The sequence below is a fragment of the Aliidiomarina soli genome (genome assembly GCF_003986975.1).
Taxonomy (GTDB): Bacteria; Pseudomonadota; Gammaproteobacteria; order Enterobacterales; family Alteromonadaceae; genus Aliidiomarina; species Aliidiomarina soli.
The window spans coordinates 105246-119761 of record NZ_PIPO01000004.1 but is presented as its reverse complement, the minus strand read 5'-3'; the positions used below and the strand labels follow the sequence as shown (position 1 = coordinate 119761).

Genomic DNA, 14516 nt, shown 5'->3' with positions numbered 1-14516 from the left:
ATCATGCTGCAAGTCGTTTAAAGTCTCCTATGATACTTCTTATGCAAGATTGACTGCCTATAACTTTGATATGGTACTTGTATACAAAGTTTTAGAAGTAAATCGCACACATAGAACACCACATCAAAGAAAACTACGGCTCGCGCACTAACTCACACACCTCCTATCGCTACCTAACGATCATCATTAACATGATCAGCAAACAAGCGAAGGTAGCGTGTGAACATGAATACACGGTTTCTTTGGTAACCTGTAATTTCTTCAAGAACACTATCGGCAACCATTTTTCTGAGAAGCTCATTTGCAGCAGTATGAGTGAGCCCTAAAATTTTAGCTGCTTCATTCACTGTGATGGCTGGCTTTCGATAGAGTTGCCTGATGATCGTTTGAGCATTTTCCGCACGTCGACCATACGTGAACATCAGTGCATCCAACTCTTGCCTAAGAACAAGAATGTTTTCAAATGTCTTTTTACTTCTATTCGCTGTCTCGATAACTGCGGATAGAAAGAACTTTACCCAATGGATAATATCGCTAGATGCCCTAACGCGGGTCAGAGCGTCGTAGTAGCTACCTCTATTTCGCTCAAAAAATTCAGAGAGATATAACGATGGTTTCCTTAATAAGCCCTTATTAACCAAATAAAGCGTGATTAGAAGGCGCCCGATTCGCCCATTCCCATCTAAAAATGGATGAATCGTCTCGAACTGGTAATGGCTCAAGGCAATTCGAATCAGCTCAGGTACGTTCACATTCTCATTGTGCCAGAACATTTCGAGGTCGCTCATTAAGTCAACCACCTCGCTCTGATGTGGTGGTATAAATGCTGCGTCGGTTAAACCGCTCCCGCCAATCCAGTTTTGACTTGTTCTAAACTCACCGGGTGATTTGTTCTCGCCTCGAACGCCCTGCATCAAAATGGCATGAGTATGCTTTAAAAGTCGGTTAGACAACGGCGTTTGCTCAAGCTCTGCTATCGCCTCATTAATGGCCTGAACATAATTACGTACCTCGCCCCAGTCATCCCTTTTCTCTGGCGATATCTGTTCAGCATCTAATACCGCCTCGTCAATTTGGGTCTGAGTTCCTTCAATACGTGATGAGTTATTAGCTTCCTTCGTAATATGCATCTGAATGAAAAGATCTACATCAGGCACTATAAGCGTAAAAGCATCAAGCTCTGCTAATGACCTCGATGCTCTTTCGAGCAGAGTGTTAATTACCGGATCTTCCCACGTCCATTCACGGTTTACTGTGACCGGTGAAAAGCTTTTATATTGATACTGTTGCTTTTTCTCACCGCTAGTGAATTCTTCGAATTTCATTGTTTGACTTCCTTTCGAGGGAATCTCGCTAATTAAGTTACTTTAACCCTTGAGTTTGCTCTTGACCAGAACAGCCTTGGACTACTAAAAACCCACCCAAACCAGCGGCTTAATCACATCTGCCACCTTCTGGAGCGCCAGGCTTCGCTCCTCGTAGTCGTCATACTAGTCGTAGATGCCCTCCACACTCTTAAGACTGTGATTTGTAGCACGTTCGCCAACAGTATGCTTTCGGAAAATCGCAGTCACACCGTTAGCTTCATCAAGCGATAACGCCCAGTCGCGTACCTCTATTTAATCTACGGCTAGAAAGGTACTCACCAATCTGGTTTTACACAACTGTTTCAAACTCACCGCCGGACTCACCACTATTTTGCAATGCACCGGAAAAACTGGGAAGCTTCAGAAACAAAAAAGCCCTTTATCTAAAAGGGCTTTGGAAGCTTCAGGAAAATATCAGACAGCGTAGAGAAAATTATTCGATATTCTGGATCTGCTCCCGCATCTGCTCAATCAGAACCTTGAGCTCAACACCGGCGGCGGTGATGTCGGCGTTGATTGACTTGGAGCCGAGAGTGTTCGCTTCGCGGTTGAATTCCTGCATCATGAAGTCGAGGCGGCGGCCGCAGGCGCCGCCTTTGTTGAGGGCGATGCGTGCTTCTTTGATGTGTGAGTCGAGGCGGTCGAGCTCTTCGGCGACGTCGCTTTTTTGCGCCAGCATGACCATTTCCTGTTCGATGCGTTGCGGGTCGAGTTCGATCGACGCCTCCTTGAACTTGGTCAGTAAGCGCTCACGTTGCCACTCGAGTACGGTTGGCATATGGCCGCGAACAAAGACGACTTGTTTGTGAATGCCGTCTAAACGGTCTTCAATCAATTTACGCATATTGGCGCCTTCGGCGGCACGGGCGCTGATAAAGTCGTCCATGGCGGTGTCGAAACCGGCCATGAGTTCGCTTTGCAGACTGTCCATGTCGAGTTCAGGGGCGTTGATAACGCCAGGCCAGCGTAATACGTCAATGGGGTTCATGCTGCCGTTACCACCGCTTGACTGCACCCATTCAGCGCTACGAATCACGGCTTTGGCGAGGTCTTCGTTGATCACCAGTTCGGTGGACGCGCCTTCATTGGCATTAAAGCGCAGGTTGCATTCAACTTTGCCGCGCGCCAGGCGTTTACGCAGGCGGTCACGCAAGCCGGTTTCGAGGCCGCGGAATTGCTCGGGTAAACGGAAGAAGGTTTCAAGGTAACGCTGGTTAACGGAACGCAGTTCCCACACGGCGCTGCCCCAGTCGCCTTTGATTTCGTGGCGGGCGTAGGCGGTCATGCTGCAGATCATAAGAGGCTGTCCTTTTACTAAGTAGTATTGTAAGTCATCAACTTATGGCCACACTCGATTGGTTTGGGTGGCCGTAATGGGCTAAGTATACCTGCGTCAGGCGGGCAAAAACAGCAGTGGCATGGCGCTTGCTGGCCAAAATGCCTATAATGGGCGCGTTTTCGACCCCTATTCCACTTATCATCTGCAACGAGGTATCTTATGCGCCCTGACGGCCGTACAGCTCAACAAATTCGCCCGGTAACTATTACCCGCAACTACACTCGTCACGCAGAAGGCAGCGTGCTGATTGAGTTTGGCGACACCAAGGTACTCTGCAACGCCACCGTTGAAACCGGCGTACCACGTTTCTTAAAAGGCAAAGGCCAGGGCTGGATAACCGCCGAATACGGCATGCTGCCACGTGCCACTCATACCCGCTCCGGCCGTGAAGCCAGCCGTGGTAAGCAAGGCGGTCGTACCCTTGAAATTCAACGTCTGATTGGCCGCTCACTGCGCGCCGCAGTCGACTTAAGCGCCCTTGGCGAGCACACCATCACGGTTGACTGTGACGTCATTCAGGCTGACGGTGGCACCCGCACTGCATCCATTACTGGTGCCTGCGTGGCCCTGGTCGATGCGCTGAACCATATGCGCAACAAAGGCATGATTAAAGTGAACCCGCTGCAAACCATGGTCGCGGCGATTTCTGTTGGTATCTACAAAGGCGACGCTATATCTGACCTGCAGTATGAAGAAGACTCAGCCGCTGACACCGACATGAACGTGGTGATGACAGACACTGGCAAAATGATTGAAGTGCAGGGCACTGCGGAAGGTGAACCCTTCAGCATGGACGAGATGAATGCCATGATTGACCTGGCCCGCCACTCAATTCGTGAGCTCAACGAGATCCAAAAAGAGGCGCTGAATTAATGAAAGACTATCAACGCGAGTTTATTGAATTTGCCTTAAGCAAAGGCGTGCTCAAATTCGGTGAGTTCACCTTGAAGTCTGGCCGCACCAGCCCGTACTTTTTCAATGCCGGGCTGTTTAATTCCGGCGCTGATCTAGCCCGCCTGGGCCGCTACTATTCAGCGGCCCTGCAGGACTCAGGGGTCGAGTTTGATGTCTTGTTTGGTCCGGCGTACAAAGGGATTCCTATCGCCAGTGCGACCGCGATCAGCCTGTTCGAGCACCACAACAAAGATGTCCCGTACTGCTTTAACCGCAAAGAAAAGAAAGACCACGGTGAAGGCGGCAATCTGGTGGGTGCGGACTTAAACGGCCGGATTATGCTGGTGGATGACGTAATTACCGCCGGTACCGCGATTCGCGAGTCAATGGACATTGTTGAGGCCAACGGCGCCAGCCTGGCTGGTGTGCTGATTGCTTTAGACCGGCAGGAAAAAGGCAAAGGCGAGCTGAGTGCGATTCAGGAAGTGGAACGTGACTACAAGGCGAAAGTAATTGCCATTGTCACGCTCGGCGACCTGATTACCTACCTCAGTGAGCAGCCTGGTCAGGACGAAAACCTGGCAAAAGTCAGCGCGTACCGCGAGCAATACGGCATTTCCTGACTGAATAGTCTAAGTGGCTAATTTAAAACGGTTTACGGAAAGTTCACATTTTAGTATGTTGGATGTGCATAAAGCATCATGTCTTTATGTGCATACAACTACAAAAAGGATGAACCTAAAATGAAGTCAATTTTAATAGCGGCAGGAATCGCCGCACTTTCCGTTAACGCCCTCGTTTCAGAAGCTCAGGCAAGCGAAATCAACCCATGGCAGCATTGTGGCATCGGTGCCATGATCTTTGATGACAATACGACTGCCGCTGCTATTTCAAACGTCATTTGGGACTCGGGTACCACTGCTATTACCTCAGCAACCGTTTCTCCGGACACCTGCAATAGCCAGGAAGTTAACGTAGCTAACTTTATCGACACCACATACGACGTGCTCGTTGCTGAAACCGCTCAAGGTCGTGGTGAGCATGTTGTGACCGCCCTCAATCTGGTTGGCTGCGATGCCTCTAGCCAGAACGTGGAAGCACTTCGTAGTGGCCTGCGCCAAGACGTAGCGGCTGAAAGCTACCCAACTGCAGATCACGCTGATAAAGCGTATAGTTACTACCAGACGTTGCAGCAAACAGCTGTCGCTTGCGGTTAAACAGAGCTATTAACGACTGTAATTGGTAACTCTTACCAGAAAAGGTGCGGATAACTCCGCACCTTTGATCCTTCCCTTGTCGTACTAGCGTTGATTCTTAAAATGGCTGTGTTTCTTCGTGCTCTTGTTTTCACCTGTAGTCTTGCTTTACTGTCGCCCCAGGTGTTCGCTCAATCAGATGTTCACATTCAGTTAGCGGGTGACCCCACCTGGCTTAAACTACTGCATTTTGATCGCCACGGCGTTTTTACCGAGCCGCGCAGTGCGGTAAACGATGAATCCTTCTTTCTTGCGCAGAACGGTGCTCATAACCCTGCCGCTGAACTGGCCGCGACTATCGACGCGCTCAACGAGCCTTTTTCAGCCGAAACTGTACATGCCAGTTGTCGTTTCCCTGCCCGCGCTATGTGGCTAAAGCAGCAGGGAGTGATTGAATCAAATGAAAACATTCATTGTCCGGAGTGGCAAGAGTGGGAAAGTCAGCATGCCAACGGTGAGGTTGGCTTAACCTTTGCGTCCGGTTACCTGGGAAACCCTGCTTCTTTTTTTGGTCATCTTTTACTGCATATCAAAGCCCCGGCGAGTAACAATTCAAGCCAGGTAACTGCGAGTCATTTATTGGATTCCAGTTTGAATTTTGGTGCAGACGTTCCTGCCTCCGACGGCATGATCCCCTATATGCTAAAGGGGTTGGTTGGGGGTTATCAGGCGCGTTATTCAGAAGCCCCTTTCTACCGCAATACCTCGCTGTATAGCGAGAGCCAGATGCGCGATAGCTGGTTCTATGAGTTGGATTTGGACGACCATGAGCGGGCTTTCCTGGTCGCCCACTTATATGAAGTCCTTGGCCAAAATTTTGATTACTTATTTTTGAGCCAGAACTGCGCCTCCCGTATAGGCCGCACCTTAGAGCTGGTTATTGACGACGAGCTTACCGCTGGTTATGCCCCCTGGGTCTCACCGGAACAGGTGATTCGACTTGCTGCGCCTCATAGTAAAGAGGTTCACTATTATCCATCACGCCGACGTATAACCGAGAACAGCTACCATCAACTGACTGCTCAGGAACAAGCAGCGGTCAGTGAAGCGTGGCCAGCGTTAACTCAGTTTTCTCTGAGTCGAGGGCGACTTGAAGCCTTACCCACTGAGAGTCAGTCCGCGGTGCTCGAGGTACTGTCGAGCCACGCCCTATTTATCCAGCAAAGCGAGCATGCTGAATTGGGAAAAGATGTTCAACACCAGGTGCTACAGGCCCGTCTCCAATTACCGACATCTGACAGTGCGGATACTGCTCATCATACACCTCCCGCACCGGACGAGGTCACTCCATCGGCAATCTTCCGTCTGGGAGCTACTTACACAGACTCGTTAGGCGAAGGGTTTCAGCTAAGTTTTCGTCCATTGCATTACGACCTGCTGGAAAGCAACGATGCCCGTATGCCATACGCCGCATTGGAAATCATGCAGATAGCGTTCGATATATACGACAGTACCCCGAAACTAGCCCAGGCTACGCTATTTAACGTGACCAATCTGAATGCCCTGCAGACAGGCTTACCGATACAAAGCTCTCTCGCCTGGCAAGCCAAAGCACAAATAAGTCGCAATCAGCTTGGCTGTCGTGACTGCCTAGACGCAGGACTGCATATGAGTGCAGGTAAATCCTGGCAAACTGGCGACCTCACAAGCTACGCATTGTTCGGCGGTATACTGAGAAGCACCGGCTATCAAGAGGGATTTATCGCCGGCGAAATCCAGACCGGAGTTATTTACGATTGGTCAGGGGCCCAGCGTAGCCTGCTCAGCGCCTCGTATCAGAACGCGGGACGCGGTGAGGATAGTCGCAGCTGGCGTTTGGACCTGACACACAGGGTTCAGCTTTCAACTCGACACGACGTTCGGATGGCAGTATCAAGAGATCGTTCGTCGTATCAGGTGAATGTAAACCTTGGTTTGTACTGGTGATCGAATGCTTCCGATTTACATAAACCAGACCCAGATGGCAACGAAGCTGACGACAGCGGCGGTGCCATAACAAATGAAGGCGGTGGTGCTGCCACCGCCTAATTTGAAATCATGAAACGCGTGACGAATGCGGTGCGCTGCATGAAACGCCGGTAAACAAATCACCGCACCGGTAAAAACCAGGCCCCACAGGCTGCCGTAATACCCCTGCAGCTGAGCCAGGCTGATGTCGACGATGCCAAGCGGCCATAACACCCCAAAAATCAGCGCTACCGCCGGTATGAAAACGGCAAAGCAAACGCCCCCGGCACTAAATAACAGCCACCACAGCGGTTCAAAATGCAGGCCTCGTCCGCGAGGAGGAATTGCATTGTTCACGACTGGCCTCCGAAAGCGAACAGCCAGATAAACAGCGCCACGATCAGCCACACCGCGCCCCATTGGGCGAGTACCAGATAGCGTGCCGGTAGTTGATAATTACCCACACGGATCGGCATCACCCGCGGAAATAACACGAAGAAGGTGGCTGCATGATAGAGGCTGGCCGTTAGCGCCAGGGTATGGACCAAGATCACCAGCGGGTTGCTCATAAAAGCCTGCCAGTGTTGAAAGCGCTCTGGGTCCTGCAAACTGAATGCCCCGGCAACCAGCGAGCAAAGCAAAAACGCCAGCGGTATTACAGTCGCTTCGCGCAGCATGTAGGCTTTAAAGAAACGATGCTTTAGCCACCAGCTACCCGTTAATTGGGGTTTGTAGCTCATTGTCCGGCTCCTCCAATGGCACGTCCGCGGAATAGCTGAATTAACATGCTTTTCGCCGACTCTACTTTGCCCTGGTTTACCGCAGCAGCGGGATCGACCCCTTTCGGGCAGACCTCCGAGCAAAAACCAACAAAGGTGCAGCTCCACACCCCATTTTTGCTGTTCAATGGCGCCATACGCTGGGCTTTGCCGCTGTCACGACTGTCGAGGTTATAACGGTGAGCCAGCGCAATCGCGGCGGGGCCAGTGAATTCGGGGTTTAAGCCAAACTGCGGACAGGCGGCATAACACAGGCCGCAATTGATGCAGTTGGCAAACTGCTGATAACGGGCCATTTGCGCCGGGGTTTGCCGGTTCGGCTGGGAACTGTCTGCTGCGTGCTTGCCCTCAATCAGATAAGGTTTTACCGCTTCGAGGTGCCGCAGAAAGCTGTCCATATTCACCACCAGGTCGCGTTCGACGGGCAAGTGCGCCAGCGGTTCAATGATAAGTTCATTGGGGTAATTACGCAGAAAGTCCTTACAGCCCAGCTTGGGTATGCCATTCACCATCACCCCGCAGGAACCACAAATCGCCATCCGGCACGACCAGCGAAAACTCAGTGTGGGGTCGAGGGATTCTTTGATGTAATTAAGTGCGTCCAGCACTGAGGTGCTGTCGGTCACTGGCACCTGAAAGCTTTGCAGAAAAGGCTGCGACGACTCTTCCGGCAAATAGCGCAAGATCTGTATGCTACGCATGCTTGCCTCCGTCGCTTCCCTCAGCACCACTTCCTTTCACACCACTTCCTTTCACACCACTTCCTTTAGTACCATACTGCCGCTCCCCCGGTGCCGACAAATGGGTATCGACATCCTGCCACTCAAGGCGGGCAGGCGCTGCTCCCTGATAAAACACCTGCGAATGCTTTAAATACTGCTGGTCATTACGTTGCTGGCAGCCGTCATCCAGCCGTTGGTGGGCGCCGCGCGATTCACGCCGTTGCAATGCCGCCAGGCAGGTGGCTTCCGCCACATCCAGTGAGCAGCCAAGCTCCAGACAATGCAGCAGATCGGTATTGTAGATTTTACTCTGATCCCCCAGCTGGACCCGCTGATAGCGTTCGCGCAAACCGCGTATGCTCTGCAATGCCTGAGTTAAGCCCGCTTCGTCACGGTAAATGCCACAACCCTCTTCCATCACCTTAAGCAACTCTGTTTTTAGCTCCGGCCAGCGTGGACGGCCGGGTTCACCGCCACGCATCATCGACTCAAGACGCTCCTGCCACTGACTACCGAGCTGACGAATACTCTCAGCGCCGTCCTTGCATGGACTATCACCGAGTGCTCGCTGCATGGCCTTCTTGCCAGCAAGATGGCCGAACACCAGAAGTTCAGTTAACGAGTTGGAGCCCAGCCTATTGGCACCGTGTAACCCGACGGAAGCGCACTCACCGGCGGCAAACAGGCCATCAATGCTGGTTTCACAATCGGCGTTGGTTTCAATGCCGCCCATGGTGTAATGCACTGCCGGGCGGATCGGTATCGGTGATTTGGCCGGATCGACATTGACGTAGGCCTTGGCCAACTCGCAAATAAAAGGCAGTCGTTCCTGCAAATACGCCTCACCGAGGTGGCGCAGATCAAGATAAACTACATCACTGTCACCATGCTTGCCGGTACGCCCGGCCTGCTGTTCGTGCCAGAACGCCTGCGACAGCTTGTCGCGCGGACCCAGTTCCATGTACTTGTTTTTAGGTTCGCCAAGCGGCGTTTCCGGGCCTAAGCCGTAGTCCTGTAAATAACGATAGCCGTCTTTGTTGGTCAGCACGCCGCCTTCGCCACGGCTGGCTTCGGTAATCAGAATGCCGGAGCCGGGCAGGCCGGTTGGGTGGTATTGCACAAACTCCATATCGCGCAGCGCCACCCCTCGACGATAGGCGATGGCCATACCATCGCCGGTAACAATGCCGCCATTGGTGTTAAAACGAAACAGCCGCCCCGCACCGCCAGTCGCCATGATCACTGACTTAGCGCGCAGTAAATGCAATTCGCCGCTGCTTATTTCAAGGGCAATCACGCCACAGGCCTGGTTATCTTCAACCAGTAAGTCGAGGACAAAATACTCATCGAAGCGCTGGATCTGCGGGTATTTCAGGGACGTCTGATAGAGGGTGTGGAGCATATGAAAGCCGGTTTTATCGGCAGCAAACCAGGTGCGTTCGGTTTTCATTCCACCAAAGCGACGCACCTGCACGTCGCCGCTGGCCTGACGGCTCCAGGGACAACCCCAGCGTTCCATTTGCACCAGTTCAGCATGGGCATGGCGGACAAAGTAGTCAACGACACCCTGCTCAGCCAACCAGTCACCACCGGCAACGGTGTCGTCAAAGTGTGATTGCAGGCTGTCATCGCCACGGGTAACTGCCGCTGCGCCGCCTTCAGCGGCCACCGTGTGTGAGCGCATGGGGTAGACTTTTGAAACCAGCCCCACCGCATTGCCGCCAGTCTCGGCTGCCGCAATTGCAGCTCGCAAGCCGGCGCCTCCGCCTCCAACCACTACCACATCGAAAGTATGTACTTGCATTGTTTGTGTCCTTAGCGGTCAACCAACAAGCCTACGGTGATCAACAGCGGGTACAGATGGACGAACGCGACATTCAGCCCCAGCAGCCTGACATGCTCTGGAATATGTAATGCATAGCGCAACACGCCGCGTGTCAGCGGAACTAACAACACCAGGCTGCACAGGCCAAGTAAACTCCAGACTGGTAACCAACCAAGCCCGACAGCCAATGGCAAAAGAGCGACTGCAAGCCAGTGTAAGACTGCGAATACCCGCACACTTATGCGGCGGCCTGCAACAATGGGTAAATGGCGGCGACCAACACTGGCGTCCGCTTCAATATCCGGAAACTGATTCAGCAGCAACAGGTTGCTAACCAACAACGTCATAATAGTCGCCAGAGTCCAGGCGCCAGCGCTTAGCGTCGCGCTAAATACCCAGATAGCACCCAGCGTCATCAGCAAGCCGAACCCTATTCCGGGCGCCAGCAGGCAGGCCAGTGGCGAACGATTCAGATACTGAGTATAGGCGTAAATAATTAGCACGCCGGGGAGACCTATCAGCAGCAGTGCAACACCATGCTGCCAGACCAGGTACAAGCCGCCAGCGCTGACCAGCAGCAGTGCAGTCACGGCGATTAATAGCGCAGCGGAGGCCAGATGGGGGGCAGCCACTAAAGTGCCACTACCACCACTAAAGGGGGTCGGCCTGGTTTTGAAATCCAGCCCGGATTTGAAGTCGAAGTATTCATTGAAGGCATTAACACTGACATGGGCCGCCAGCCCGATAACAACTACCAGAATGGCGTCCCACAGGGATATCAGGCTGCCTTGTTGTAGGCTAAAAGCCAGCGCAAGGGCAATACAGACCAGTGTCAGGGTTAAAAACCCCGGTCGTGCGACGGCGAAAACTCGATTCATAGTTAGACTTGATGGTTATTTAAACACCAGTCAAGTCTAACCCATCATAGTAAGGCGTCCATTGATGCAGAACATAGTTCGGACGCAATGCCCGATCAACTACTGGCTTTACTCAGCCTGCCGCGCGACACCGAGGGTGCCATTGGTCACCTGGCAACGCCCTTCGGCACGCAGGGTTTCGGTCGCCTCACTCACTTGCATCAGGAACACGAATTCGTCCTGCAGCAGTTCCATTTTCTGACGCCCTTCACATAACCGCGCGATGTTGTCGTAGACACCGGTGTCGTCAAGAAACCGTGTGGTTACTGACGAGGGCCGGGAACCCTCCTGTTGCGCCAACTGCACATCCTCTACCTGGTTCTGGCGCAGAGCTCCGCTACTCTGGTCACGCAAAAAGTGGAACGCACCGCCAACCATCTGCTGATTACCGGTTGCCTGCTCGACGAACAGCACGCCGTTGTCACCCTGCACTTCAAACTCGCCGCTACGGGTGTCAACCAGCAGCGCAGTGGCGCGGTCGATACCTGTGGCGAGTGGCGTCGCTGTATCGGCGGCGAGGCGTAACATGCGCGCCTGACGCCCACGTTCCGACACTTGGGTATCAATTAAACCAAACGGATAGAAACCTAAACCACCCATGGCGTGATAGGTCAGGCTGTTCGGGCTGACCCCGCGTGGGCAACTGTCATCCTGATCACAGCCCACCGATGGCGCAGGGCGTGACAGGGATCCTTCTTTCATCGCCTGACGACTGCTGCCGTTGGTCACCATAATCGCCGATGACATGGCGCTGGCTGAATTGCCGGCAGCCGCAATGGTTAACTGACCGCTGTTGAATTTATCCACCAGCGCGTTCAGCAAATCGGTCGCATTGCCGTTGCGGTTAAAGAACGCCTGGCGCAATAAGGTCTGATTGCCGTCAGCAAAAAATACACCATCGGCTTCAGCGATAGCATCCTGCCAGGCGTCATTGTTATTGCAAAATGCCAGCTGCTGTTGATGCAAGTCGGCGTGCACACGGGCGCGGTCATAAGTGCCAAGAACGTCCCGACGAAGTGAATCAAGGCTGTCACAGGCGTCGTTTTGCTGCGCTTCAAGCACGCTGGCATCAATTGGTAACCACTTAACGGTAGCGCCCGCTGCGCTCAACGCACGCTGATAACTTTGTAAACTACCCAAGGGGTCGCGCTGCGCGGCAGTTACCACGTAGACAACCGGCCCAGCGTCGCTGTCACTGTTGGTTGCAGTCAGTTGCACATAGCGGCGCAGTAAGTTTGCACTGGCGTCTTTCGTTTCATCCAGATTCACATGCTCGACCAGACCTTCTAAGGTCGGCAGTTCAAGGCCATCTAAGACCCGATGAAATTCATTTTCGGACATGCGACTCAGCATTTCCAGGTGAGCACGCGAGCGAAAGCGCTCAACCAAACGCTTTTCATTGACGACACCATAACCAAAATAATCGGCCAGCATTTCCAACGCTTCGGTCAGCTCGGCGCGCATTTCGTCACGCGCTTCCGGCCAGACGGACTGACGCATGGTTTGACGACGACGGACATCACTGAGGTTAAAAAGCCGCGCGGTGCGCATCTCATTGGCCTCGATCCAGTCAACTGACTCACAGGCGTCCTGGTTCATGCTTGAACAGATCTGCGGAGCGCTCCCCATTAGCATCAGGTTGTAGTTCGCGGTCTCTTCACTTGCATCGTCATTAGCGTTGGCGAAACCGGCCACTAGCAAGAGGCTCGCGGCACAGGCAATGTTATTCGCCCACTGTTTAATTGAATTTGTCATTACTACCTCGTTTTTGCCTGACTGTGGGACTCTGCAAGCGACTGTCAGTTCCCTCTTTCGCTGCATTCCCGGGCTCATGTGGGTTTCTTACAACGCACCGGCGAAACCCTGTTGACGCCAGGCTTCGTAACTAATAATCGAAACTGAATTGGCCAAATTAAGGCTTCTTGATGTGGCCTGCATTGGAATGCGGATACGCATCTCCGGCGCAAAGGCTTCACGCACCTCATCCGGCAGACCCGCCGTTTCTGAGCCGAACAATAAAATATCGTCCGCCTGGTACGCAACGTCGCTATAGTTACGACTGCCTTTGGTGGTGCAGGCGAACATGCGGCGCCCCTGCATCGCTTCACTAAACGCGGTGAAATCCCGGTAGCGGTTTACATTGGCCAGGTCGTGGTAATCCAGACCGGCGCGGCGCAATTTCTTTTCTTCAAAATCAAAACCCAGGGGTTCAATCAAATGCAAACTACAACCATTGTTCGCGCATAAACGAATAATATTCCCGCAATTGGCTGGCATCACCGGGTTATGAAGGGCAATGTGAAACATTAAGAGTATACCTTGTTTTAGGGTTCGGGTCAGACGCGCCGCTGCGCTCTTTTAGGTCGCCGTGGTGCTGAAAAGCTTTGTTCCAGTGGCTCTGCAAACTGATGCTCGCGCAGAAACTGCAGCGCCGTCGCCAGCGCTGGGCCGCGAATACTATCCGTTTCCATCAGAATCTCATGGTAACTGCCGTTGATCACCTCCAGCCGGGTCGCCGGGTGCGCTGACATCCCGACAAAGACCCGCTGAGGTTGCGGGCTGACGATGGGGTCCAGCTCAGCCTGCAGCACCAACACTGGCACACGGATCAACCGCGCTGCCTCTGGCAACTCTGCCATTGCCTGCAGCGACTGCATCAGCCATTGCACGGTTGGGCCACCCAATTGAATTTCTTCATGCTGCTGATACATAGCGCGAAACCAATTGTAACGGTTTTCGCTGTGGGTCAGTTCATTATCTGTGAAGGGCACGTCGGCATAGTCACGCATACCGATAAAATAACGTGGCCGATCACCAAACAGTTGCTTGTTGAACCAATGGCCAATGCGGATCAGCCAGTGGGCCACGCTCTGCGGCCAGGGCCGGGTATGCACGCCCATCATAGGTGCGCTGAGCACCGCACTGCTAAAGGGGTGCGGGTAATGCGCCATGTACAGACAGGCTATCGCGCTGCCCATGGAGTGGGCCAGTAACTGGCAGCTTTGCTCGCCAATTCGCGGTTTTAGAGCCAGTATAAAATCGGAAAAGTCGCGCACAAACTCGTCAAACTGAGTCACATGGCCGTGCTGAGGATGTTCACTTAAGCGATCAGAAAAGCCTTGCCCGCGATGGTCCAGTGTTGCCACCGAGTAGCCCTGCGCCGCCAACTCCAGCATTAGCTCCTGATACTTTAAATAGGTTTCGATGCGACCCGGCGAAATGATCACCCACCCCTTGCTCTGCGGATGTTCAAACACCGCGTAATGAAGCAAAACGTCATCGGCTGAGTACAGCGTTTCCACCACCACTTCCGACCAAAACTGGCTTAACAGAGTGGCAGACCAATGCTGCCAGCCAGCGTCACTGTCCGCGGGCCGTGCATCCAGCCACTGCTGATAGGGTGTTGATGGTGACGGTGCGGACGCTGAATCGGTCATGGGCTCTCCCTGGAGACGATCACGGAATTAGGG

Annotated in this window: 14 protein-coding genes; 4 read left to right on the top strand and 10 right to left on the bottom strand. The window is 53.0% G+C overall.

Annotation, left to right across the window (positions count from 1 at the left end; genetic code table 11):
- Window positions 1-173 precede the first annotated feature (173 nt).
- A complete protein-coding gene (locus CWE14_RS09665) occupies window positions 174-1325 on the bottom strand; it encodes a Fic family protein (protein ID WP_126799193.1) in 1152 nt (383 codons plus the stop codon).
- Window positions 1326-1800: 475 nt separating this feature from the next.
- On the bottom strand, window positions 1801-2664 hold the full coding sequence (locus CWE14_RS09660; RefSeq protein ID WP_126799192.1) for a YicC/YloC family endoribonuclease: 864 nt from the start codon (window positions 2662-2664) through the stop codon (window positions 1801-1803).
- A gap of 201 nt (window positions 2665-2865) precedes the next feature.
- Here CWE14_RS09660 and rph point away from each other — a divergent pair, with 201 nt between their 5' ends.
- The 4 genes from rph (at window position 2866) to CWE14_RS09640 (ending at window position 6782) form a co-directional block, all read left to right on the top strand.
- On the top strand, window positions 2866-3579 hold the full coding sequence (gene rph / locus CWE14_RS09655) for a ribonuclease PH (RefSeq protein WP_126789492.1): 714 nt from the start codon (window positions 2866-2868) through the stop codon (window positions 3577-3579).
- Entirely contained in the window at window positions 3579-4223 is a 645-nt protein-coding gene (gene pyrE, locus CWE14_RS09650; protein ID WP_126799191.1) for an orotate phosphoribosyltransferase, read from the top strand. Before rph ends, pyrE begins: the two co-directional genes overlap by 1 nt.
- 120 nt (window positions 4224-4343) lie before the next feature.
- Window positions 4344-4817 carry a DUF3015 family protein gene (locus CWE14_RS09645; RefSeq protein WP_126799190.1) on the top strand — a complete coding sequence of 158 codons (474 nt, stop codon included), beginning with the start codon at window positions 4344-4346 and terminating at the stop codon, window positions 4815-4817.
- Window positions 4818-4979: 162 nt separating this feature from the next.
- Complete coding sequence (locus CWE14_RS09640) at window positions 4980-6782, top strand: Lnb N-terminal periplasmic domain-containing protein (protein ID WP_198676572.1); 1803 nt, start codon at window positions 4980-4982, stop codon at window positions 6780-6782.
- A gap of 15 nt (window positions 6783-6797) precedes the next feature.
- Here the strand turns inward: CWE14_RS09640 and frdD are convergent, their stop codons facing one another.
- The 8 genes from frdD to CWE14_RS09600 form a co-directional block, all read right to left on the bottom strand.
- Window positions 6798-7160 carry a fumarate reductase subunit FrdD gene (gene frdD / locus CWE14_RS09635; RefSeq protein WP_241972369.1) on the bottom strand — a complete coding sequence of 121 codons (363 nt, stop codon included), beginning with the start codon at window positions 7158-7160 and terminating at the stop codon, window positions 6798-6800.
- The gene (locus tag CWE14_RS09630; RefSeq protein WP_126799187.1) at window positions 7157-7543 is read right to left on the bottom strand and encodes a fumarate reductase subunit C; all 387 of its coding nucleotides are present in this window, start codon (window positions 7541-7543) and stop codon (window positions 7157-7159) included. The genes frdD and CWE14_RS09630 overlap by 4 nt, the downstream gene beginning before the upstream one ends.
- Window positions 7540-8283: a succinate dehydrogenase/fumarate reductase iron-sulfur subunit gene (locus CWE14_RS09625; protein ID WP_126799186.1), complete on the bottom strand. Its 744-nt coding sequence runs from the start codon at window positions 8281-8283 to the stop codon at window positions 7540-7542. Before CWE14_RS09625 ends, CWE14_RS09630 begins: the two co-directional genes overlap by 4 nt.
- The gene (gene frdA, locus CWE14_RS09620; RefSeq protein ID WP_126799185.1) at window positions 8276-10108 is read right to left on the bottom strand and encodes a fumarate reductase (quinol) flavoprotein subunit; all 1833 of its coding nucleotides are present in this window, start codon (window positions 10106-10108) and stop codon (window positions 8276-8278) included. Before frdA ends, CWE14_RS09625 begins: the two co-directional genes overlap by 8 nt.
- An 11-nt stretch (window positions 10109-10119) precedes the next feature.
- On the bottom strand, window positions 10120-11007 hold the full coding sequence (locus CWE14_RS09615) for a prenyltransferase (protein ID WP_126799184.1): 888 nt from the start codon (window positions 11005-11007) through the stop codon (window positions 10120-10122).
- Window positions 11008-11115: 108 nt separating this feature from the next.
- Window positions 11116-12801: a cyanophycinase gene (locus CWE14_RS09610; RefSeq protein WP_126799183.1), complete on the bottom strand. Its 1686-nt coding sequence runs from the start codon at window positions 12799-12801 to the stop codon at window positions 11116-11118.
- An 87-nt stretch (window positions 12802-12888) separates the two neighbouring features.
- Window positions 12889-13353 carry a tRNA (cytidine(34)-2'-O)-methyltransferase gene (locus tag CWE14_RS09605; RefSeq protein ID WP_126799182.1) on the bottom strand — a complete coding sequence of 155 codons (465 nt, stop codon included), beginning with the start codon at window positions 13351-13353 and terminating at the stop codon, window positions 12889-12891.
- Window positions 13354-13382: 29 nt separating this feature from the next.
- On the bottom strand, window positions 13383-14483 hold the full coding sequence (locus tag CWE14_RS09600; protein ID WP_126799181.1) for an alpha/beta fold hydrolase: 1101 nt from the start codon (window positions 14481-14483) through the stop codon (window positions 13383-13385).
- Window positions 14484-14516 lie beyond the last annotated feature (33 nt).